Here is a 22358-nt window from a genome sequence, read left to right as displayed (position 1 = left end):
TCACCAGCCGGGGTAGCGGGTTGTCCAGGCGGTGTGCGGCCCGTAGTCGCCGTGCAGCCGCTTGCCCTGGCTGAACTCCAGCGCGAAGTCGTCGGCGAGCTGGAGGATGACCGGACGTCCCTCGACGGTGAAGACGAGCTCTGCGGGCAGAGCCGTCTCACCGTGGAGGGCGCCGAGAATGTTCCCGCAGATCGCGCCGGTCGAGTCGCTGTCGCCGGAGTGCGTGACCGACAGCGCGAGGGCGTCGAGGAACTGCTCCGGCTCGGGATAGACAAGTGCCGCGTAGACGGCGATCGCGAGTGCCTCCTCCGCGACCCAGCCACCGCCGAGGCGCTCGACCGTGACCGGTCCGGGCGTCGCCGTCGTCGCCAGGTGCCTGGCGAACGCGAGCGCCGTACTGGTCTCCTCGTGACCCTCGTGCTTGGTCAGAAGGTTCGTGGCGTTGGTGAGCGCATCGTCCAGGTTCGCGCCGCCGCACAGCTCGCGGATGATCGCAGCCAAGGCGCCGGAGGCGAGCTTGCCGGTCGGGTGACCGTGCGTGTACCCGGCGGCGGTCGCGGCCGAGTCGAAGATCCACTCGGCCGGGAAGTACTCCGGCAGCAGCCCGAACGGCGCGACCCGCATCACGCCGCCGCACCCCTTCGAGTCGTTGACCGCTTGGTCGCCGTACTGCGCGATCCGGGCCGCACCCTTCCGAGCCTGGGTCAACGCGCTCAGACAGGTGTTGCCCGGCGCGCGGCGCGCGTACAGCCACTGCTCGCCCAGCAGCCAGCCGTCCTGCTCGCCGCTCGGTCCCGGCAGGTTCTGCGTGTCCAGCCACCGGTCGTACGCATGCTGAACGACGGCGACGGTGAAGCCGATCCCGCGGTCGGTCCGGACACTCGCCCGGATCAGGCCCTCGACCGTGAACAGGGTCATCTGGGTGTCGTCGGTGATCGTCCCGGCCGGCCACCCGCCGGCGACGAACGTCCGCAGACCGTCCGGGTACTTCGCGAGGATCGACCGCGCGTCCTCGAACTCCACCGGCCCGCCGAGCGCGTCCCCGATCGCACCGCCCAGCAAACACCCACGCACCCGCGCCCGCCACGTCTCCTCACCCTGCCGAGTCATGCCAGGACCCTATCCGTGGTGGTGTCAGCGCTACCTCCAAGACGGGTTCTGGAGCCAGTTCGCGCGGCGCTCGTTACTTCTACGGTCGTTGTTATAGGCAAACCGATCGTAGAAGGAGCGCACGATGACCACCGCATTCCGTCGTACCGCCGGGCGTCTGGCCGTGGCGGCCCTCGCCACGACCGCCCTCACGGGCGCCGCGATCGCCGGCGGTCAGGCAGCCATGGCCAGCACGAGCTGCCAGGACTCTCCGATCGCCAAGACCTTCAACGCCGTCCTCGCCGTCCGCACCGGCCCCACCCAGGACAACCAGACCTGCGACTGAGACCGCTGTCTGGATGGTGGGCCGGGCGTGAAAGAATCGGGGCATGCTGCGCTGGCTTACCGCCGGCGAGTCGCACGGACAAGCGCTCGTCGCCGTACTCGAAGGTCTTCCCGCAGGCGTTGAGGTCACCACGGATGACGTGGCCGACGCCCTGGCTCGTCGTCGGCTGGGGTACGGCCGCGGCGCCCGGATGAAGTTCGAGCGGGACGAGGTGACGTTCGTCGGCGGCTTCCGGCACGGGCTGACTCTCGGCAGCCCGTGCGCGATCCAGGTCGGGAACACCGAGTGGCCCAAGTGGGAGCAGGTGATGAGCGCCGACCCGGTCGACCAGGAGACGCTCGACGGCCTGGCCCGGAACGCGCCGCTGACCCGTCCGCGGCCCGGCCACGCCGACCTGGCGGGCATGCAGAAGTACGGGTTCGACGAGGCACGCCCGGTGCTCGAGCGCGCCAGCGCCCGCGAGACCGCGGCCCGCGTCGCGCTCGGCGAGGTCGCGGCCCGCTTCCTCCGCCAGTCGTACGGCGTGACGATCGTCAGCCACGTCGTCGAGCTCGGCACCGTCAAGGCGCCGTACGGCGTGATCCCGGCGTACGCGGATGTCGCGGCGCTGGACGCGGACCCGGTCCGCTGCCTCGATCAGGACGCGAGCAAGCAGATGGTCGCCGAGATCGACGCCGCGCAGAAGGCCGGCGACACACTCGGCGGTGTCGTCGAGGTCGTCGTTGACGGACTCCCGCCGGGCCTCGGCAGCTACGTGCACTGGGACCGCCGCCTGGACTCCAAGCTGGCCGGTGCGCTGATGGGCATCCAGGCGATCAAGGGTGTCGAGCTCGGCGACGGCTTCGAGCTGGCCCGGACGCCGGGCTCCAAGGCGCACGACGAGATCGTCGCCGAGGAGGGCTCGGTCCGCCGGACCAGCGGCCGTTCGGGTGGCACCGAGGGCGGTATGAGTACCGGCGAGACGCTCCGGGTCCGCGCGGCGATGAAGCCGATCGCGACCGTCCCGCGCGCCCTTCGCACGATCGACACCGCCACCGGCGAGGCCGCTGCCGCGCACCACCAGCGCTCGGACGTCTGCGCCGTACCGGCGGCCGGGATCGTCGCCGAGGCGATGGTCGCGCTGGTGCTGGCAGATGTCTCGCTGGAGAAGTTCGGCGGCGACTCGGTCACGGAGACCGCGCGCAACCACCAGTCGTACCTGGCGAACCTGCCGAAGACGATCACCCCGCGGGAGTGGGAGTGAGCCCGGTCGTCGTCCTGGTCGGCCCGCCCGGATCGGGCAAGTCCACGATCGCGGCGCTGCTCGCGCAGCGGCTCGGCGTACCGCACCGCGACACCGACGCGGACATCGTGGCCGGCGCGGGCAAGCCGATCTCGGACATCTTCGTCGACCAGGGTGAGCCGCACTTCCGCAAGCTCGAGCGCTCGGCGATCGCGGCGGCGCTGCAGGGCGAGGGTGAGGTGCTGTCGCTCGGCGGCGGCGCGATCCTCGACGCCGAGACTCGCGCGGACCTGGCCGGCCACACCGTGGTTTTCCTCGACGTCAGCCTGGGGGAGGCGGCCAAGCGCGTCGGCCTCAGCGTCGCGCGTCCGCTGCTGCTCGGCAACGTCCGGACCCAGCTGCGGAACTTGATGGAGGCCCGTCGCCCGCTGTACGGCGAGGTCGCCAAGCAGACCGTGCTGACCGACGGCAAGACCCCCGACCAGATCGCCGACGAGATCCTGGAGCAGCTCTCGTGAGCGCCCGGATTCGCGTCGAGGCGGCCGCGCCGTACGACGTTGTCATCGGCAACAACCTGCTCGGTGAACTGCCCGCGCTGCTCGGCGACGGCGTGCAGCGGGTCGCTGTCGTCCATCCGCGGGCGCTGCGTTCGACCGGTGACGCGATCCGTGACGACCTGACCGGCTCCGGGTTCACCGCGCACGCGATCGAGATCCCGGACGCCGAGGAGGCCAAGACCGCCGAGGTGCTGGCGTACTGCTGGTCGGTCCTCGGACAGGCCGGCTTCACCCGCTCGGACGCGGTCGTCAGTGTCGGCGGCGGTACGACGACCGATCTCGCGGGATTCGTCGCGGCGACCTGGCTGCGCGGGGTGAAGGTCGTCCACATCCCGACCACGCTGCTCGGCATGGTCGACGCGGCCGTCGGCGGCAAGACCGGGATCAACACGGCCGAGGGCAAGAACCTCGTCGGCGCGTTCTGGGAGCCGGCCGGCGTGCTGTGCGACCTCGCGTCGCTCGAGACGCTGCCCGTCAACGACTACATCAGCGGCCTCGCCGAGGTCGTGAAGTGCGGTTTCATCGCCGACCCGGTGATCCTCGACCTCGTCGAGAAGGACCCGACCGGCGCCACGAGTCCGTCGTACGGCGCGACCGAGGAGCTGATCGCCCGGTCCATCCAGGTGAAGGCGGACACGGTCGGCGCGGACCTGCGCGAGCGGACCACCACCGCGGGCGGGCCGATCGGGCGCGAAGCGCTGAACTACGGGCACACGCTCGGCCACGCGATCGAGCGCGTCGAGCGGTACAAGTGGCGCCACGGTGCCGCGATCAGCATCGGCATGGTCTTCGTCGCCGAACTGTCCCGCGCCGCCGGCCGCCTGGACGACGCCACCGCCGACCGCCACCGCGCGGTCCTGGAGTCCCTGGGCCTCCCCGTCACCTACCGCCCCGACGCCTGGCCCCACCTCCAGGACGCAATGAAACTCGACAAGAAGACGCGAGCCGACCGCCTCCGCTTCGTCATCCTCGACGCCCTGGCAAAACCCACCATCCTGGAAGCCCCCGACCCCAGCCTGCTGGTCGCCGCCTACACCGAAACCACCTAACCCCACCTCTGGCGCCTTCCCGCCCCGCAGCCAACCTCCGACCCACCACACAGGAACTGGTGCCAAACCACCTGCTATTTCCTGTGGCCCGCCTCCACGCGGGGTGCTGCGTCCCCGCGTCCTGTGTTGTGTCCCCGGGTCCGGTTCCGCGGTCCCGCGCGCGCCGACTCTTGTGCCGGTGCACAGTATCTGGTGTCTGAGCACCTGCTATTTCCTGTGGCGCGCCTCCGTGCGGGGTGCTGCGTCCCCGCGTCCTGTGGTTGCCGCCGTGCCCACTGCGCTCCCGCTTGCTGTTCCACGCCCCGTGCTGTGGTGTGGGTTGTTGTGGTGGTGGGCGTGTCCGGATGTGGTCAGATGGTGGGCGGTGGGTTGTGGAAGGGGAGGGTGCACGCGGAGGATGCTGGGGATGCCTCGGAAAGGGCTTTCCATATGAGTGAGCGCAAGTACCGGATCGCGATCGTCGGGACCGGAGGGATTGCGGCCTCGCATGCGCGGGCCGTTGCGGCGCTGCCGGACCGGGCCGAGTTGGTCGCGGCCGTCGACGTCGATCTGGATCGGGCGAAGGAGTTCGCCGCCCAGTGGAACATCCCGGCGACGTACCCGAGCCTGACCGACCTGCTCGCCGCCGACCAGGTCGACCTGGTCCACCTCTGTACGCCGCCGAACTCGCACGTCCCGCTGGCCGCCGAGTGCCTCGCCGCGGACGTCGACGTGTACATGGAGAAGCCGCCGACCCTGTCGCTCGACGAGTTCGACGCTCTGGTGGCAGTGGAGGAGAAGTCCGCGGCGCAGGTGGCGTGCGTGTTCCAGCACCGCTTCGGATCCGGCGCGGTCCGGCTGCGCGAGCTCCTCGCCGACGGCGTCCTCGGGCGCCCGTTGGTCGCCCTGTGCAACACCGTCTGGTACCGCGACGACGCGTACTTCGCGGTGCCCTGGCGCGGAACGTTCGACGTCGAGGGCGGCGGCCCGACGATGGGCCACGGAATCCACCAGTACGACCTGTTGCTGTCGATCCTCGGCCCGTGGGAGAAGGTGACCGCGCTCGCCGCCCGGCAGGCGCGGCCGACGCAGACCGAGGATGTGTCGATGGCGCTCGTGACGTTCGAGAACGGCGCGGTGGCGTCGGTCGTGAACTCGCTGGTGTCCGCGCGGCAGACCTCCCAGCTCCGCTTCGACTGCGAGAACGCGACCGTGGAACTCGAGCACCTGTACGGGTACAAGAACCCCGACTGGACGATCACGCCCGCTCCCGGCCACGAAGACATCGCCGCCGCCTGGTCGACCGATCTGCCGGACGTGGCGAGCGGTCACACCGCCCAACTCGCCGCGATCCTCGACGCCAAGGCTGCGGGCGAACCCACCCCGGTCACGCTGACCGAGGCACGCAACACCCTCGAACTCGCCGCGGCCATCTACGCGTCTGCGTTCACCGACAAGCCGATCCGCCGCGGTGAACTCGCGCACGGTACGCCGTATGCGCAACGCATGGGCGGCCCCGGCGCCCCCTGGAGCAGCTAGCCGCTGACGTGGCTTTCGAGCGACTAGGGTGATGGCTGTGACGGATGTGAGCAGGCGGGTGCTGGTACTGAACGGGCCGAACCTCGGGCGGCTGGGTTCGCGGGAGCCGGAGAAGTACGGTACGACGACGTTCGCCGAGCTGGTCGGGGTGTGCGAGAAGACCGGCGCCGAGCTCGGGTTCGAGGTCGACGTACGGCAGACCGACGACGAGGCCGAGCTGGTCGGGTGGCTGCACGAGGCCGCCGACGGCCGGACTCCCGTCGTCCTCAACCCGGCCGCGTTCACGCACTACTCCTACGCGCTGCGGGACGCGATCGCGCAGCGGACCGCTCCGTTGATCGAGATCCACCTGACGAATCCGGCCACCCGCGAGGAGTTCCGGCACACCAGCGTGGTCGCCGGGGTGGCGACGGGGACGATCGCCGGCTTCGGGCTCGACTCGTACCGGCTCGCGCTCCGCGCGCTCACCAGCCTCGATTCATAACCAATCTGCCCATTCGGGCATCAGGTGGTTGTGGGCAGCTTTGAGACGCCGGTGAAATGCCGGTGCTGCACGATCGGGAGGAAACGACGCATTGGGGGGTTCGTGACTACGGATTCGATCCGTTCCGTTCAACAACGCTCTGGGGGAGTGACAAGAATGACGACACAACACGTGGGGCAACCGCTCGGTCAGCAGCACCGCATTCCGGTCTGGGTGAAGGCACTCGACCCGCTGTCGCAGTTCGGGCTGGTGCACACGCTGCGGCAGCGCCCGGAGATCAGCCTGATCGGTGACGCAGACCTGGCGGCGCAGCTGCCTTCGCAGTCGGCCGACCAGCGCACTGCCCCGCCAGTGGTCGCGTTGGTCGCCGTCGACTCGCTGGACGCCGGCGCTGTTCAGGTACTCCGGGCCGCGACGCAGCGGGGCTGCCGCCGGACCGTACTGATCGGCAGCACGATCGACGACGAGGCGCTGATGACCGCGGTCGAGCTGGGGGTCTCCGGCGTACTACGGCGTACCGAGGCGACCGGTGACCGGATCGTGCACCTGGTGCAGGCTGCTGCCGCAGGGGACGGCAGCCTGCCTCCGGACCTGCTGGGACGGCTGCTCGGCCAGGTGTCGCGGATGCAGCGGCACGTACTGGCACCGCGAGGGCTGTCCCACACCGGTCTGTCGGACCGGGAGACCCAGGTACTGCGACTGGTCGCGGACGGCATGGACACGCAGGAGATCGCCCGGGAGCTGTCCTACTCGGAGCGGACGGTCAAGAACGTCCTCCACGACGTCACCAGCCGCCTGCAGCTCAGGAACCGCTCCCACGCCGTCGCCTATGCACTGCGCGAGGGCCTGATCTGACGCACTGAACTGCAGCTCGACAGGTGGTGAGACCGTCTGTCGAGCTGCAGTTCGTACCTGTGCAAGTACGAGGGCTGCCAGCACGATGAGGCCACCGACTGCCTGTAGCGCGGTCAGGTGCTGGGCGAGGACCAGCCAGCCGACTGTGGTGGCTACTACTGGGCTCAGCAGGCCCAGGAACGTGACCTCGGTCGGAACGAGCTCCCGGAGTCCGCGGAACCACAGTGCATAGGCGACTGCCGAGCCGAACAGCGCCAGGTACGCGTAGCCGGCGACGTTCCGCAGTGTGAAGGCGGGGAAAGCGCCCTCGACCAGGAAAGCCACTGGTAGGAGCACCAGTCCACCAGCGACGAGCTGCCAACCGGTGGTGGCCAGCAGGGGAGCAGGTGACGTCCAGCGCTTGCTGAGTACGACGCCGAACGCCATGACGACCGCAGCGCCGGCAGCCGCGAGTACGCCCAACGTGTCGAGCCGTGCGGTAGCCCGCAGTACCAGCAGCCCGACGCCGAACACGCCTGCCAGCGCAGTGAGAACGGTGCGCAGAGACAGGCGCTGCCGCAGCAGGCCAGCTGACAGCAAAGCGACCAGTACCGGCTGGATCGCACCGACGGTCGCAGCCACGCCACCTGGCAGCCGATACGCACCGACGAACAGCAGCGCGTTGAAAGCGCCGATGTTGAGCGTGCCGAGGACCAGTGAGCGCCACCACCAGCTGCCGCGCGGCAGGACACGGGTGATCGCGACGAGCAGGAGGCCGGCCGGCAGCGCACGCAAGAGTGCGGCCAGCAGCGGGCGATGGGGCGGGAGGAACTCGGTGGTCACCACGTACGTGGTGCCCCAGAGCATCGGCGCGATCGCCGTGGTCAGGAGGATGGTCGAGCGTCGATTGCTTAGCACTAAGATAAAGTATCTCAGCGCTAAGAAACTTTCAAGTCCCTCAACGCTAAGCAATCTGGCGCTAGGCTGGGTGCATGGCAGATCACGTCGACCTGGTGCTCGAGCAGTGGCGTGCGCGGCGGCCCGACCTGGATCCGTCGCCGATGGGCATCATCGGGCGGATGAGCCGCCTCGGCGCGATGTTCGACGCCGAGCTGCGGCGGAACTTCGGCAAGCACGACCTGGACCGCGCGTCCTTCGACGTACTGGCGACCCTGCGGCGCAGCAACGCCGAGCACAGCCTGACGCCGGCCGGCCTGATGCACTCGTCGATGGTCACGTCGGGTGCGATCAGCCAGCGGCTGGATCGGCTGGAGGCTCGCGGACTGGTGACGCGTGCGCCGAGTGAGACCGACCGCCGTGGCGTGCTGGTGACGCTGACGCCCGAGGGCCTCGAGCTGATCGACAAGGTGCTGCCGACACACATCGACACCGAGTCGCAGCTACTAGCCGGCCTGTCGGCGGCTGAGCGCGACCAGCTAGCAGGTCTGCTGCGGACGCTGCTGGAATCGCTCGGGGACAAGCGGGGCTGACAGGTCATGACGGGTGTCAGCAGTGACTCAGCATCGGCGGAGTTGCTGCGGACCGCTCTCGTCCAGCAGTTGGTAGCTGCTGGCACGATCCGCGACGACCGGGTGGCGGCTGCGTTCGCGACGGTCCCACGGCACGTGTTCGTCCCGCACGCTCCACTGGAGGTGGCGTACGCGGACGACGTCGTACTGATGAAGCACGACCAGGCTGGCGTGGTGACGAGTTCGGTGTCGCAGCCGAGCATCGTCGCGCTGATGCTGCAACAGGCTGCGATCAGGCCGGGGGACCGGGTCCTCGAGATCGGTTCCGGCGGGTACAACGCGGCTCTGATGCGGGAGCTGGCTGGGCCGGGTGGCGCGGTGACCTCGGTCGACATCGATCCGGAGGTGACGGACCGGGCGCGCGAGTCGCTCGACGAGGCCGGGTACGGCGATGTGACCGTAGTGCAGGCCGATGGCGCGTTCGGGGTTCCGGAGCGAGCGCCGTACGACCGGATCGTGGTGACAGTGACCGCGTGGGACATCGCCAGCGCGTGGCTGCGGCAGTTGCGGCCGGGCGGGCGCATCGTCGTACCGCTGCGGATGCGTGGGCAGACGCGGGCGATCGCGTTCGACCTGGTCGGTGATCACCTCGAGAGCCGGTCTACGACGGTGTGCGGGTTCGTCAGCATGCAGGGGAGTGGTGCCGACTACGAGCGGCTGGTCCCGCTGCAGGACGGCGGTCTGACGTTCGACGAGGACCAGGAGGGCGAGCCGCATCCGCAGTACGACGTACTGACGTTGCCGGCTGAGCAGAAGTGGTCCGGAGTAGAGGTGCATCGCGAGGAGCCTCTACTCGACCTCTACTTGTGGCTGGCGAGCAAGCTGCCCGGGTACTGCGTTCTGTCAGCTGGGGATTGGCCAGCCGTTGCAACGGCGGACAGCCTGGCACACCTCGCGTCACGCAACGGCAGCGACGAGGTGCACGTAGAACTCGGCTGCAGGGGTCATGGTCCGGAGGCGGGTGAGCTGATCGACCACATGGTCGACCAGATGCAGAGCTGGCAGCGCAGGGGTCCGGCGTTTCAGGTGCATGGCCCAGACGCCGTACTGCCGCCCGGCTTCCACATCGCCCGGCGGCACAGCTACATCACTGTGACGTGGGCGGAGTAGGCCGCGGCGGGTTGCCGACGGTCTGCCACAGCTCCTCGATGTCGGAGCGATCCTCCGGCTCGGGTACGTCGACCCAGCCGCTGGCCCACACGTTCTCGTCACGGTCGTTCACGTTGAAGATCGACTCCGCGAACGCCGCCGAACCGACGTACCGCTCCTCGTCCGGATCAGATTCGTCCAGTACGTCGCCATCCTGCTGAGCGGCCGGCGGTGCGACCAAGGAACGGGCGTACTTCTGCGCCTCGAGGATGCCCATTTCGCGCTCGTCGCTCAGCAACCGGATCGCGCCGACCTCGTTGTTCGCGTTCATCAAGGTCCGCACCCTGGCGTCCAGGTCCTGGTTCGGCGCCGGCAGGTTGTTCTGCTGCGGCCGGTGCGCCGGCGGCTGGTACGGCCCTGGGTTGTACTGCGCCGGGTACTGCGAAGGCTGGAACTGCGCCGGCGGTTGGTACATCCCGGCCGGCGGGTACGGCGTACCGGCGCCGGGCTGCTGTGCCGCCTGGCCGGGGGAGTTCCGCTCGCCCGCGTGCCGTGGCTGCCGACCGTTCTGCAGTAGCTGCTGGAGAACCGCCGCGGCCTGCTGACTTCCCTGCGTACTCCCGGTCGGCATCTGCCCCGGTATCGGTGCCGGAGGTGGTCCACCCGGCCCGGCGGCCTGGGTGAACTGGCCCTGGAACTGGACCGGCTGATTGCCGCCCTGCTGGGCCTGGATCCGCTCGATCAGCGCCTGCATCTTGGCGCTCGGCTGGCCGTTGCTGCCCTTCGATCCCTGCTTGGCCTTGCTGATCAGGCTCAGCACGATCATCACGACGACGAAGATCACGAACCCCGTCATGCCGGCCTCCTGGCGCCTCCGTGGACGTTCTGGACCACCAGCCTACGGCCGATCGGGTCTAGGTCCTGTCTGGTAAATCGGCGGAATCGGAGGAAAGCGGTAGTGACCGCTACAATCTGCTGTTACCGCTGATCGATTTCGAAGGGCATACCCGCGTGGCATCGACGAACGACCTCAAGAACGGCATGGTGCTCGACCTGGACGGACAGCTGTGGTCCGTCGTGTGGTTCCAGCATCACAAGCCGGGCAAGGGCGGCGCCATCGTCCGGACCAAGCTGAAGAACGTGCTGTCCGGCAAGGTGGTGGACAAGACCTTCAACGCCGATGTCAAGGTCGACGTGGCCACGGTCGACAAGCGTGACATGACGTACCTGTACAACGACGGCACGGCGTACGTGTTCATGGACAAGAGCACCTACGACCAGCTGCAGCTGGCGCCCGAGGTGGTCGGCGACGCGGTGCACTTCCTGCTCGAGAACCAGGACGCCATCGTCGCGGTGCACGACGAGCTTCCGCTGTACGTCGAGCTCCCGGCCTCGGTCGAGCTCACGGTCGAGTACACCGAGCCGGGTCTGCAGGGCGACCGCTCCAGCGGCGGCACCAAGCCGGCCAAGCTGGAGACCGGTTACGACATCCAGGTCCCGCTCTTCCTGACCACCGGCGAGAAGGTCAAGGTCGACACCCGCACCGGGGACTACCTCGGCCGCGTCACCTCCTGAGCAGCGCACCCTCTAGCGAAAGCGACAACAGAAGATGTCTGCCCGGAGCAAGGCCCGCAAGCGCGCTCTCGACGTGCTGTTCGAGTCGGAGGTCAGGGGGTTGCCGGTCGGCGGCACCCTGGCCGACCGGGTGGCCGACAACGACCCGCCGGTGAACGAGTTCACTGTGGCGCTGGTCGAAGGGGTCGCGAAACACAGCGAGCAGATCGACGACCTGCTGGAGACCCACTCGGTGGGCTGGACGCTGGACCGGATGCCGGCCGTCGACCGGAACATCCTGCGGATCGGCGCCTACGAGCTCCTGTTCGACGACCAGGTGCCGGACGTGGTCGCGGTGAGCGAGGCGGTCGCGCTGGCGCGGGACCTGTCGACCGACGAGTCCCCGACGTTCGTCAACGGACTGCTGGCCAGAATTCTGCAGCTGAAGCCCACACTGGGCGTCTGAATCGCTGCTGGGAAGTGAGGGGGGCGAGCCCTCTGTCAGGCCCGGTGACCGTCTCGGTACGGTCCCGGGCAGCCGTTGCGTCCCCGTGTTGTGCGGCCGGTGAGGTGTTACCTGCCGCTTGTACTGCGCTAGTAGTGCTCTGTTCCGTCTACTGAGGAAGGCGGGCGGCCGCGGGCCAGCTGCTACAAGCCCCGACCGTCTGGTGCCTTCGCCAGATTGCTGCCTGTCTCTCAGGCGTCAGGCGCCGGCGGCCTCGGACGATTCCTCGACGTCACCCTTCGCCTCTGGGTTCAGCACACCCCAGGAGATGAAGCGCTCGGTCAGCGTCGTCGGCGACTCGTCGTAGATCACCGCGAGCGTGCGCATGTCGTCCTGACGGATCGACAGCACCTTGCCGTTGTAGTCCCCACGCTGAGCCTGGATCGTGGCCGCGTACCGCGTCAGCGGACCGGCCTCGCTCGCGTCGAGGTGTTGCAGGGCCTCCAGGTCGAGGATCAACCGGGGAGGAGCGGCAGCCGCGGCAGCCGCGCTGGCGGACCCAGGGAGCAGCTCACGGATCGGCACGCCGTAGAAATCGGCGAGCTCCGCGAGCTTCTGGACCGTGACGGCTCGATCGCCGCGCTCGTACGAGCCGACGACAACCGCCTTCCAGCGACCCTTGGACTTCTCTTCCACGCCATGCAGCGACAAACCTTGCTGCTGGCGGATGGCACGTAGCTTGCCACCCAGTGTCTTCGCGTATTCGCTCGGCACGCTGGTTCTTCCCTCCGACTAGTTTCGTCATGTCCGGCCCGCAGGGAACGGTCCGGAAGGTGAAACCCCCCTCGATTACACAGAGTAACAATATTCTGGGCCGGAGGCCAGCGTCAAGACGGCGTGTCACATCCGATACCATGTCAAGCGGTCCGAACGTCCTTTAAAGACCCGTCCAGAGAGGCGGGAAAGGAGGAACGGTAGCGATGAGCCCTGCCCACAGCGCAGAGCACCCCGAGACCGCGCAGCCGCCGAAACGCAGCAGCCGCGAGGTACTCGACGCTTCCGACATTTCCCGGGCATTGACCCGGATCGCCCACGAGATCCTCGAGCGGAACCGCGGCGCCGACCCGGTCGTCCTGCTCGGCATCCCCAGCCGCGGAGTCCCGCTGGCGCAACGCGTCTCGGCCCGGATCCAGGCCGTTGAGGGGCAGAGCGTACCGACAGGGTCACTCGATGTGACCATGTACCGCGACGACATCGGTCTCAAACCACCCCGTGGCCTGGAACACACCGACATCCCGGCGGACGGTATCGACGGCAAGGTCGTGGTGCTCGTCGACGACGTGCTGTTCTCCGGCCGGACGATCCGCGCGGCCCTCGACGCGCTCGGCGACATCGGCCGCCCGCGCGCCGTCCAGCTCGCCGTCCTGGTCGACCGCGGCCACCGCGAGCTGCCCATCCGCGCCGACTACGTGGGCAAGAACCTGCCGACCTCCCTGGTGGAGCGCGTCACCGTCCACCTGACCGAGTACGACGGGCAAGACGCCGTACTGATCGCTGACAAGGGGGCGAAGGGCTGATGAAGCACCTGCTGAGCGCCGCGGACCTGAACCGCGACGAGGCCAACCTGATCCTCGACACGGCCGAGGAGATGCGGTCGCTGGCCGATCGCCCGATCAAGAAGCTGCCCGCGCTGCGCGGGCGGACCGTGGTGAACCTGTTCTTCGAGGACTCGACCCGGACGCGGATCTCGTTCGAGGCGGCCGCCAAGCGGCTGTCCGCGGACGTCATCAACTTCTCCGCGAAGGGCTCGAGCCTGAGCAAGGGCGAGAGCCTGAAGGACACCGCGCTGACCCTGCAGGCGATGGGCGCCGACGGCGTCGTCTGCCGGCACGGGTCGTCGGGTGCGCCGCACCTGCTGGCGAAGTCGGGCTGGATGACCGGGTCGGTCGTGAACGCCGGCGACGGCACCCACGAGCACCCGACGCAGGCGTTGCTCGACGCGTTCACGATGCGCCGGCACCTCGGCTCGCTGGAGGGCCGCCGGATCACGATCGTCGGCGACGTCCTGCACTCGCGGGTCGCGCGGTCGAACGTGCTGCTGCTCTCGACGCTCGGCGCCGAGGTCACCGTGGTCGCCCCGCCGACGCTGGTTCCCGTCGACATGAGCAGGTGGCCGTGCGCCACGTCGTACGACCTCGACTCGGTGCTGCCGAAGAGCGACGCGGTGATGATGCTGCGGGTGCAGCGGGAGCGGATGAACGACGCGTTCTTCCCGAGCGCCCGCGAGTACACGCGCCGCTACGGGCTGGACAGGAACCGGATGGCGCAGCTGCCGGACGAGGCGATCGTGCTGCACCCCGGGCCGATGAACCGCGGTATGGAGATCAGCGCCGACGTCGCCGACTCCACCCGCTCGGTGATCGTCGAGCAGGTCACGAACGGCGTGGCGATCCGGATGGCCGTCCTGTACCTGCTGCTATCTGGAAGTAACGAGAACGAGGAGCACACGGCATGACCGCATACCTGATCACCGGCGCACGGATCGTTGGCGGTGACCAAGCGGACCTGCTGATCGACAACGGCGAGATCGTTGCCATCGGCACTGGCCTCGACGCGCCTGCCGACGCGCAGACGATCGACGCGCAGGGGCTGGTCGCGCTGCCGGGGCTGGTGGACCTCCACACGCACCTGCGCGAGCCCGGCCGGGAGGACGCCGAGACGGTGTTCACCGGCACCCGCGCGGCCGCGAAGGGCGGGTTCACCGCGGTCTTCGCGATGGCCAACACCGACCCGGTCGCCGACACGGCGGGTGTGGTCGAGCAGGTCTGGCGCCTCGGCCGCGACGCCGGGTACTCCGACGTGTACCCGATCGGCGCCGTCACGGTCGGACGGAAGGGCACGCAGCTCGCCGAGCTCGGCGCGATGGCGGACTCCGCCGCCCGGGTCCGGGTGTTCTCCGACGACGGCGACTGTGTCTGGGACGCAGCGCTGATGCGCCGCGCCCTCGAGTACGTGAAGGCGTTCGGCGGTGTGATCGCCCAGCATGCGCAGGAGCCCCGGCTCACCCAGGGCGCGCAGATGAACGAGGGAGCGCTCTCCGGCGTTCTCGGCCTGACCGGCTGGCCGAGCGTCGCCGAGGAGGCGATCATCGCCCGCGACATCCTGCTGAACGCGCACGTCGGGTCGAAGCTGCACGTCTGCCACCTGTCCACCAAGGGCTCGGTGGAGATCGTCCGCGCGGCGAAGCGCCGCGGGCTCGAGGTGACCGCCGAGGTCACCCCGCACCACCTGCTGCTGACCGAGGAACTCGCCACCTCCTACAACCCGGTGTACAAGGTGAACCCGCCGCTGCGCACCAAGGAGGATGTCGAGGCCGTCCGCGAGGGCCTGGCCGACGGCACGATCGACATCGTCGCCACCGACCACGCGCCGCACCCGGTCGAGGACAAGGACTGCGAGTGGAGCGCGGCCGCGTTCGGCATGACCGGCCTGGAGACCGCTCTCTCGGTGGTCCAGCACGCGATGATCGACACCAAGCTGCTGACCTGGGCCGAGGTCGCCGACCGGATGAGCTACCGGCCGGCCGCGATCGGTCAGGCCGCCGAGCACGGCCGCCCGCTGGAGGCCGGCGCGCCCGCGAACGTCGTCCTCTACGACCCCAGGGTCGAGCGGACCGTCGTACCCGAGGAGTCGGTGTCGCTGTCGCGGAACACGCCGTTCGACGGGATGACGCTGCCCGGCAAGGTCGTGGCGACGTTCCTGCGCGGTACGCCGACAGTCCTGGACGGTGAGCTCACCCGGTGAGGGCGTTCCTCGGCATTCTCGGCACGCTGCTGGTACTGGCAGCGGGCTACTTCGGCATGTACCGGGGCTGGCAGAACCGCCAGGCCCGGCAGGCCGACCTGGCGCCTCTGCCCACGGCGCCGGGCGACACGACGCGCGGCGTGGAGGGGGTCTACGTCACGACGACGAGTGCCGGCGACTGGATGGACCGGATCGCCGTGCACGAACTGGGCGTCCGCGCCACCGCGGACCTGGCCGTCAGTGAGGCCGGCCTGATCTTCCACCGGCAGGGCGCGGCGGATGTCTTCATCCCCGCGGATCACCTGACCGGGGTCCGGACCGACCGTGGCATCGCAGGCAAGGTGACCGCGGAGAAGTCCGGCCTGGTCGTGGTCACCTGGACCCACGACGGCCGTGAGCTCGACACCGGGTTCCGTCCGCGTCGTAAGGCCGACACCGCCGCCCTGACCGCATCAATCTCGACCCTGATCGGAGCACTATGAGCCAGCCAGCGCTGCTCGTCCTGGAGGACGGACGGTCGTTCGCCGGTACGTCGTACGGGGCGACCGGATCCACGTTCGGCGAGGCGGTGTTCACCACCGGGATGACCGGCTACCAGGAGACACTGACCGACCCGTCGTACCACCGGCAGATCGTCACCCAGACCGCGCCGCACATCGGCAACACCGGGATCAACGACGAGGACGACGAGTCGCAGAAGATCTGGGTCGCCGGGTACGTCGTCCGCGACCCGGCCCGCGTGCCGTCGAACTGGCGCGCCAAGCGATCGCTCGACGACCAGCTGAAGGGTCAGGAGATCGTCGGGATCTCCGGGATCGACACCCGCGCGCTGACCCGGCACCTGCGGGAACGCGGCGCGATGCGCGCCGGGATCTCCACCGAGATCCTGGACCCCGCCGAGCTGCTGCAGAAGGTCCTCGAGCAGCCGCCGATGGTCGGCGCGGACCTCGCCTCGGAGGTGACGACGTTCGAGCCGTACGTCGTCCCGGCCGAGGGGGAGAAGCGCTTCACGGTGGTCGCGCTCGACCTCGGGATCAAGACGATGACGCCGAAGCGGATGTCAGAGCGCGGCATCGAGGTCCACGTGATGCCGGCAAACACCTCTTTGGACGAGATCCTCGCGGTGAACCCGGACGGCATCTTCATGAGCAACGGTCCGGGCGACCCGGAGACCACCGAGCACCCGACCACGCTCCTGAAGGAACTGCTCCAGCGCGGGAAGCCGTACTTCGGGATCTGCTTCGGCAACCAGGTGTTCGGGCGGGCGCTCGGACTGGGCACGTTCAAGCTCAAGTACGGGCACCGCGGGATCAACCAGCCGGTGCTCGACCGGGCGACCGGCAAGGTCGAGATCACCGCGCAGAACCACGGGTTCGCGGTGGACGCCCCGATCGACTCGAAGGTCGAGACGCCGTACGGAACCGCTGAGGTGTCGCACGTCTCGCTGAACGACAACGTCGTCGAAGGACTCAAGCTCACCGGCCACGACGGCCGGGTGCTCGCGTTCTCTGTGCAGTACCACCCTGAAGCGGCGGCCGGTCCCCACGACTCGGCGTACCTGTTCGACCGCTTCGTAGAACTGATGGAAGGTCGGAACTGATGCCGCGCAGGACAGACATCGATTCGGTCCTGGTGATCGGGTCCGGACCGATCGTGATCGGCCAGGCCTGCGAGTTCGACTACTCCGGCACCCAGGCCTGCCGGGTGCTGCGCGAGGAGGGCTTCCGGGTCGTCCTGGTGAACTCCAACCCGGCCACGATCATGACCGACCCGGAGTTCGCCGACGCCACGTACATCGAGCCGATCACCCCGGAGTACGTCGAGAAGGTCATCGAGAAGGAGCGCCCGAACGCGCTGCTCGCCACCCTCGGCGGCCAGACCGCCCTGAACGCGGCGATCGCGTTGCACGACAGCGGCGTACTGGAGAAGTACGGCGTCGAACTGATCGGCGCGTCGGTCGACGCGATCCAGCGCGGCGAGAACCGGGAGTCGTTCAAGCAGATCGTCGAGAAGCTCGGCGCGGAGACCGCGCGGTCGGTGATCTGCCACACGATCGACGACGTCATGGGCGCGGCCGACCAGCTCGGCTACCCGCTCGTGGTGCGGCCGTCGTTCACGATGGGCGGCGTCGGCTCCGGAATGGCGTACGACGAGGCGGACCTGACCCGGATCGCCGGCGCCGGACTACACGCCAGCCCGACCACCGAGGTGCTGATCGAGGAGTCGATCCTCGGGTGGAAGGAGTACGAGCTGGAGGTGATGCGCGACAAGGCCGACAACGTCGTGATCATCTGCTCGATCGAGAACGTCGACCCGATGGGCGTGCACACCGGCGACTCGATCACGGTCGCCCCGGCGATGACGCTGACCGACCGCGAGTACCAGGTGATGCGGGACCTCGCGATCGGCATCATCCGCGAGGTCGGGGTCGACACCGGCGGCTGCAACATCCAGTTCGCGGTGAACCCGGAGGACGGTCGCCTGATCGTCATCGAGATGAACCCGCGGGTGTCCCGCTCGTCCGCGCTGGCGTCGAAGGCGACCGGCTTCCCGATCGCGAAGATCGCCGCGAAGGTCGCGATCGGCTACACGCTCGACGAGATCCCGAACGACATCACCAAGCAGACGCCGGCCAGCTTCGAGCCGACGCTGGACTACGTGGTGGTGAAGGTGCCGCGGTTCGCGTTCGAGAAGTTCCCGGCCGCGGACGCCACGCTGACCACGCACATGAAGAGCGTCGGCGAGGCGATGGCGATCGGCCGGAACTACACCGAGGCGCTGCAGAAGGCGCTGCGGTCGCTGGAGAAGCCGGAGGCCCGGTTCTCCTGGGCCGGTCAGCCTGCCAGCGAGCTCGAGCCGTTGCTGGAGACCATCAAGACGCCGCAGGACGGCCGGCTGCGGATCGTCATGGACGCGATCCGGGCCGGTGCCACGCCGGAGCAGATCTTCGACGCCACGAAGATCGACCCGTGGTTCGTGGACCAGCTGTACCTGATCCACGAGACCGCTCTCCAGGTTGCGGCCGCGCCGCGGCTGACGCCCGACGTCATCAAGCTGGCCAAGCGGCACGGGTTCTCCGACCTGCAGCTCGCCGAGATCCGCGGCCTGACCGAGGACGTCGTACGAGGCGTCCGGCAGGCGCTCGGGATCCGGCCGGTCTACAAGACGGTCGACACGTGCGCGGCCGAGTTCAAGGCCGAGACGCCGTACCACTACTCGTCGTACGACGAGGAGACCGAGGTCGCGCCGCGCTCGGAGCCGGCCGTGCTGATCCTCGGCTCCGGGCCGAACCGGATCGGGCAGGGCATCGAGTTCGACTACTCCTGCGTGCACGCGTCGATGGCGCTGCGCGAGGCCGGCTACTGCACGGTGATGGTGAACTGCAACCCGGAGACGGTCTCGACCGACTACGACACCTCCGACCGGCTGTACTTCGAGCCGCTCACCTGCGAGGACGTGCTCGAGATCGTGTACGCCGAGTTGCAGGCCGGACCGATCGCCGGCGTGATCGTCCAGCTCGGCGGCCAGACCCCACTCGGGCTGGCGCAGCGGCTCGCGGACGCCGGCGTACCGATCGTCGGAACGTCGCCCGAGGCGATCCACCTCGCGGAGGAGCGGGGCGCGTTCGGCAAGGTGCTCGCGGACGCGAAGCTGCCGGCGCCGAAGCACGGTACGGCGATGTCGGCCGAGGCGGCCCACGCCGTCGCGGAGGAGATCGGGTTCCCGGTCCTCGTCCGGCCGTCGTACGTGCTGGGCGGTCGCGGGATGGAGATCGTCTACAGCTCGGCCGAGCTGACCGCGGCGCTGGACCGGCTGAGCGCCGGCTCGGGTTCCTGGGAGCACCCGGTCCTGATCGACCGGTTCCTCGACGACGCGGTCGAGATCGACGTCGACGGCCTGTTCGACGGCGAGGAACTGTTCCTCGGCGGCGTGATGGAGCACATCGAGGAGGCCGGTGTGCACTCCGGCGACTCGTCCTGCGCGCTGCCGCCGATCACGCTCGGGAACGCGGATATCGAGAACATCCGGAAGTCCACCGAGGCGATCGCCCGCGGTGTCGGCGTCCGGGGCCTGCTGAACGTCCAGTACGCGCTCGCCGGCGACGTCCTGTACGTGCTGGAGGCGAACCCTCGGGCGTCCCGGACGGTGCCGTTCGTGTCGAAGGCGACCGCGACACCGCTGGCCAAGGCCGCGGCCCGGGTGATGCTCGGGGCAACTATTGCTGAGCTGCGGACCGAGGGCATGCTGCCGGCCACCGGAGACGGGGGCACGCTGCCGACGACGACGCCGATCGCGGTCAAGGAGGCCGTGATGCCGTTCAACCGGTTCCGGACCGTCGACGGCAGGTCGGTCGACACGGTGCTCGGGCCGGAGATGAAGTCGACCGGCGAGGTGATGGGCATCGACGAGACCTTCGGTACGGCGTTCGCGAAGTCGCAGGCCGGGGCGTCGCAGCCGCTGCCCGCCGACGGGAAGGTGTTCGTCTCGGTCGCGAACCGGGACAAGCGGCACATGATCTTCCCGGTCAAGCGGCTGGCGGATCTCGGGTACCAGATCTACGCGACCGAAGGCACGGCCGACGTGCTGCGGCGCAACGGCGTCGAGGCGGTCACGGTCCGCAAGAGCAGCCAGGGCCCGGGCCCGAACGGTGAGCCGACGATCGTGCAGATGGTCCAGGACGGCGAGCTGAACCTGATCGTCAACACCCCGATCGGGATCACCCAGGGCGGTTCTCCGCGCATCGACGGGTACGAGATCCGCAGCGCGGCGGTGGCGCGGAACATCCCGTGCATCACCACCGTGCAGGGGCTGGCGGCCGCGGTGCAGGGGATCGAGGCGCAGCGCGCCGGCGACATCGGCGTCCGGTCGCTGCAGGACTGGGTGCCGAGGATCCGCGGTGTATAGGCGAGTGGTCCGGCCGGTCCTGTACCGGCTGGGTCGCGGTGACGCCGAGGTCGCCCACGAGCAGACGCTCAACGGTATGCGCCTCCTCGGGCGCCTACCGGGCGCTGCCGCGGCCGGGGCCCGCCTGTTCGGCGCCTCGGCCTCGACATCGGCCCGGACGGTCTTCGGGATCCGGTTCCCGTCGCCGGTCGGACTCGCGGCCGGCATGGACAAGAACGGGATCGCACTGCGTGCCTGGCCCGCGATCGGGTTCGGCTTCGTCGAGGTCGGTACAGTCACCGCGCACCCGCAGCCGGGCAACCCCCGGCCTCGGCTGTTCCGGTTGATCGAGCACGAGGCAGTCATCAACCGGATGGGCTTCAACAACCTCGGCAGCGAGGCGCTGGCCGCGCGACTGGCGGCGTACGGCGACCTCGGCTACCCGCTCGGGATCTCGATCGGGAAGTCGAAGGTGACGCCGCTGGAAGAGGCGGTTGAGGACTACGTGACCTCGCTGCGCCGCCTCTACCGGTACGGCGACTATTTCGCGGTCAACGTCTCGTCGCCGAACACGCCGGGATTGCGCTCTCTGCAGGACGCCGGCCATCTCCGCGAACTGCTGACCGCGCTGCACACCGAGGCTGCCTCGCTGACCGTCGCCGGGCTGGCTCCGAAGCCGATCCTGGTGAAGATCGCACCGGATCTGACCACGTCGGCGATCGACGAACTCCTCCAGGTCTGCACCAGCACCGGCGTCGCCGGCATCATCGCCACCAACACGACGATCGACCGGGCAGGCGTCTCCGGGCATCCGCTCGCGAGTGAGACCGGCGGCTTGTCCGGGCGGCCGCTCGCCGAGACCGCCGCGAAGGTGGTCGCGCACATCCACGGGGAAACCGGGGGAGCGCTCCCCGTCATCGGAGTCGGCGGGATCGTGGACCCGTCGGACGCGGCCCGCCTGTTCGACGCCGGCGCGAGCCTCGTCCAGGTCTACACAGGATTGATTTATCGCGGGCCGGGGCTGATCCGGCAGATCAACAGGAGATTGCCATGAGCAACGAGACTTTCGGGAGCGACATGCCTAGCAAACCGTTCGGCGCCCGGTTGCGGGCGGCGATGGACACCCGCGGGCCGTTGTGCCTCGGCATCGACCCGCACGCACATCTGCTCGACGCGTGGGGTCTGCCCGACACCGCGGAGGGCCTGGCCTCGTTCACGTACGGCGTCGTCGACGCGCTCGCCGACCGGGTCGCGGTGTTCAAGCCGCAGTCAGCGTTCTTCGAGCGCTTCGGGTCGGCCGGGATCGCCGTTCTGGAGCAGGCGACGATCCGGCTGCGGGACGCCGGGGCGCTGGTGATCATCGACGCGAAGCGCGGTGACATCGGTACGACGATGGCGGGCTACGCGTCGGCGTACCTGGCCGAGAAGGGGCCGCTGGCGTGCGACGCGCTGACGGTCAGCCCGTACCTCGGTTTCGGCTCGCTGCAGCCCGCGATCGACGAGGCCCGGGAGGCGGGAGCCGGGTTGTTCGTCCTCGCGCTCACCTCGAACCCGGAGGGCCCGCAGTTCCAGACGGCCCGTACCGCCGACGGTCCCACCGTCGCCGGCGCGGTCCTCGACAGTCTGCGGGCGTTGAACGCCGACGCCGACGGGCTGGGTTCTTTCGGCGCGGTCGTTGGGGCCACCATCGGTTCGACCGATGAGAACCTGGACATCAACGGCCCGCTGCTCGCGCCGGGGCTCGGCGCCCAGGGCGGCACGGTCGAGGGCCTGATCGAGGTGTTCGGGTCCGCGGTGCGCAACGTCGTACCGTCCAGCACTCGGGAGATCCTCGGAGCCGGTCCCGACGCCACCGCCCTCCAGGACGCCGCCGCCCGCACAAACGCCGCCTACCGAACAGTCCTGGGGTACTAACGCCAGCCGCGCGCCGCCGCGCCGGTCGGCGCTCAGCAGC

22 protein-coding genes and 1 pseudogene are annotated in these 22358 nt (G+C 69.2%); 19 read left to right on the top strand and 4 right to left on the bottom strand.

The window, feature by feature from the left end; genetic code table 11:
• Entirely contained in the window at positions 1 to 1110 is a 1110-nt protein-coding gene (locus OHB24_RS37820) for an ADP-ribosylglycohydrolase family protein (protein WP_327635745.1), read from the bottom strand.
• A 124-nt stretch (positions 1111 to 1234) separates the two neighbouring features.
• On the opposite strand from OHB24_RS37820, the gene OHB24_RS37815 reads away from it, so the two are divergent.
• The 7 genes from OHB24_RS37815 to OHB24_RS37785 all read left to right on the top strand — a co-directional run bounded on the left by OHB24_RS37815 (position 1235) and on the right by OHB24_RS37785 (position 7120).
• Complete coding sequence (locus tag OHB24_RS37815; protein WP_327635743.1) at positions 1235 to 1435, top strand: hypothetical protein; 201 nt, start codon at positions 1235 to 1237, stop codon at positions 1433 to 1435.
• A gap of 43 nt (positions 1436 to 1478) precedes the next feature.
• Entirely contained in the window at positions 1479 to 2678 is a 1200-nt protein-coding gene (aroC, locus tag OHB24_RS37810; protein WP_327635741.1) for a chorismate synthase, read from the top strand.
• Positions 2675 to 3175, top strand: a complete 501-nt coding sequence (locus OHB24_RS37805; RefSeq protein ID WP_327635739.1) for a shikimate kinase — start codon at positions 2675 to 2677, stop codon at positions 3173 to 3175. The genes aroC and OHB24_RS37805 overlap by 4 nt, the downstream gene beginning before the upstream one ends.
• Positions 3172 to 4263: a 3-dehydroquinate synthase gene (aroB, locus tag OHB24_RS37800; protein ID WP_327635738.1), complete on the top strand. Its 1092-nt coding sequence runs from the start codon at positions 3172 to 3174 to the stop codon at positions 4261 to 4263. Before OHB24_RS37805 ends, aroB begins: the two co-directional genes overlap by 4 nt.
• Positions 4264 to 4692: 429 nt before the next feature.
• The gene (locus tag OHB24_RS37795; RefSeq protein ID WP_327635736.1) at positions 4693 to 5781 is read left to right on the top strand and encodes a Gfo/Idh/MocA family protein; all 1089 of its coding nucleotides are present in this window, start codon (positions 4693 to 4695) and stop codon (positions 5779 to 5781) included.
• A 46-nt stretch (positions 5782 to 5827) separates the two neighbouring features.
• The gene (gene aroQ / locus OHB24_RS37790) at positions 5828 to 6265 is read left to right on the top strand and encodes a type II 3-dehydroquinate dehydratase (RefSeq protein ID WP_327641148.1); all 438 of its coding nucleotides are present in this window, start codon (positions 5828 to 5830) and stop codon (positions 6263 to 6265) included.
• Positions 6266 to 6421: 156 nt separating this feature from the next.
• Entirely contained in the window at positions 6422 to 7120 is a 699-nt protein-coding gene (locus OHB24_RS37785) for a helix-turn-helix transcriptional regulator (RefSeq protein ID WP_327635734.1), read from the top strand.
• 75 nt (positions 7121 to 7195) lie between these two features.
• Here OHB24_RS37785 and OHB24_RS37780 read toward each other — a convergent pair.
• A pseudogene (locus tag OHB24_RS37780) lies at positions 7196 to 8017 on the bottom strand (EamA family transporter); the annotation flags it as partial.
• A 74-nt stretch (positions 8018 to 8091) separates the two neighbouring features.
• Here OHB24_RS37780 and OHB24_RS37775 point away from each other — a divergent pair.
• Positions 8092 to 8589: a MarR family winged helix-turn-helix transcriptional regulator gene (locus tag OHB24_RS37775; RefSeq protein ID WP_327635732.1), complete on the top strand. Its 498-nt coding sequence runs from the start codon at positions 8092 to 8094 to the stop codon at positions 8587 to 8589.
• 6 nt (positions 8590 to 8595) lie between these two features.
• On the top strand, positions 8596 to 9738 hold the full coding sequence (gene fxlM / locus OHB24_RS37770) for a methyltransferase, FxLD system (protein ID WP_327635730.1): 1143 nt from the start codon (positions 8596 to 8598) through the stop codon (positions 9736 to 9738).
• Here the strand turns inward: fxlM and OHB24_RS37765 are convergent.
• Positions 9716 to 10573 carry a hypothetical protein gene (locus tag OHB24_RS37765; protein ID WP_327635728.1) on the bottom strand — a complete coding sequence of 286 codons (858 nt, stop codon included), beginning with the start codon at positions 10571 to 10573 and terminating at the stop codon, positions 9716 to 9718. The two genes, fxlM and OHB24_RS37765, sit on opposite strands and share 23 nt — an antisense overlap.
• A 155-nt stretch (positions 10574 to 10728) precedes the next feature.
• Here OHB24_RS37765 and efp point away from each other — a divergent pair, with 155 nt between their 5' ends.
• Together efp and nusB are read left to right on the top strand one after the other, a co-directional pair.
• Positions 10729 to 11292, top strand: coding sequence for an elongation factor P (efp, locus tag OHB24_RS37760; protein WP_130388459.1), 564 nt, complete (start codon positions 10729 to 10731; stop codon positions 11290 to 11292).
• Between the two features lie 34 nt (positions 11293 to 11326).
• On the top strand, positions 11327 to 11737 hold the full coding sequence (gene nusB / locus OHB24_RS37755; protein ID WP_327635724.1) for a transcription antitermination factor NusB: 411 nt from the start codon (positions 11327 to 11329) through the stop codon (positions 11735 to 11737).
• A 237-nt stretch (positions 11738 to 11974) separates the two neighbouring features.
• Here nusB and bldD read toward each other — a convergent pair whose 3' ends face one another.
• Positions 11975 to 12490, bottom strand: a complete 516-nt coding sequence (gene bldD / locus OHB24_RS37750) for a transcriptional regulator BldD (protein WP_130388461.1) — start codon at positions 12488 to 12490, stop codon at positions 11975 to 11977.
• Between the two features lie 206 nt (positions 12491 to 12696).
• Between bldD and pyrR the strand changes: the two genes are divergently transcribed.
• Genes pyrR through pyrF form a run of 8 tightly spaced genes read left to right on the top strand, consistent with a single transcriptional unit; the run spans position 12697 to position 22318 of the window.
• Complete coding sequence (gene pyrR / locus OHB24_RS37745; protein ID WP_327635723.1) at positions 12697 to 13293, top strand: bifunctional pyr operon transcriptional regulator/uracil phosphoribosyltransferase PyrR; 597 nt, start codon at positions 12697 to 12699, stop codon at positions 13291 to 13293.
• Positions 13293 to 14231, top strand: a complete 939-nt coding sequence (locus OHB24_RS37740) for an aspartate carbamoyltransferase catalytic subunit (protein ID WP_327635722.1) — start codon at positions 13293 to 13295, stop codon at positions 14229 to 14231. The genes pyrR and OHB24_RS37740 overlap by 1 nt, the downstream gene beginning before the upstream one ends.
• Positions 14228 to 15520, top strand: a complete 1293-nt coding sequence (locus OHB24_RS37735) for a dihydroorotase (protein WP_327635721.1) — start codon at positions 14228 to 14230, stop codon at positions 15518 to 15520. The genes OHB24_RS37740 and OHB24_RS37735 overlap by 4 nt, the downstream gene beginning before the upstream one ends.
• Positions 15517 to 16002 carry a PH-like domain-containing protein gene (locus OHB24_RS37730; RefSeq protein WP_327635720.1) on the top strand — a complete coding sequence of 162 codons (486 nt, stop codon included), beginning with the start codon at positions 15517 to 15519 and terminating at the stop codon, positions 16000 to 16002. Before OHB24_RS37735 ends, OHB24_RS37730 begins: the two co-directional genes overlap by 4 nt.
• A complete protein-coding gene (gene carA, locus OHB24_RS37725) occupies positions 15999 to 17120 on the top strand; it encodes a glutamine-hydrolyzing carbamoyl-phosphate synthase small subunit (protein ID WP_327635719.1) in 1122 nt (373 codons plus the stop codon). The genes OHB24_RS37730 and carA overlap by 4 nt, the downstream gene beginning before the upstream one ends.
• Entirely contained in the window at positions 17120 to 20425 is a 3306-nt protein-coding gene (carB, locus tag OHB24_RS37720; protein WP_327635718.1) for a carbamoyl-phosphate synthase large subunit, read from the top strand. The genes carA and carB overlap by 1 nt, the downstream gene beginning before the upstream one ends.
• Positions 20418 to 21458 (top strand): quinone-dependent dihydroorotate dehydrogenase, encoded by a 1041-nt coding sequence (locus OHB24_RS37715; RefSeq protein WP_327635717.1) that lies wholly within the window; start codon positions 20418 to 20420, stop codon positions 21456 to 21458. The genes carB and OHB24_RS37715 overlap by 8 nt, the downstream gene beginning before the upstream one ends.
• Complete coding sequence (pyrF, locus tag OHB24_RS37710; RefSeq protein ID WP_327635716.1) at positions 21455 to 22318, top strand: orotidine-5'-phosphate decarboxylase; 864 nt, start codon at positions 21455 to 21457, stop codon at positions 22316 to 22318. Before OHB24_RS37715 ends, pyrF begins: the two co-directional genes overlap by 4 nt.
• Positions 22319 to 22358 lie beyond the last annotated feature (40 nt).

Origin of the sequence: Kribbella sp. NBC_00482 (genome assembly GCF_036013725.1) — a bacterium.
In the GTDB taxonomy this organism is placed as follows: domain Bacteria; phylum Actinomycetota; class Actinomycetes; order Propionibacteriales; family Kribbellaceae; genus Kribbella.
The sequence above is the reverse complement of the archived record's forward strand: the minus strand, read 5'-3'. Positions and strand labels throughout refer to the sequence as shown.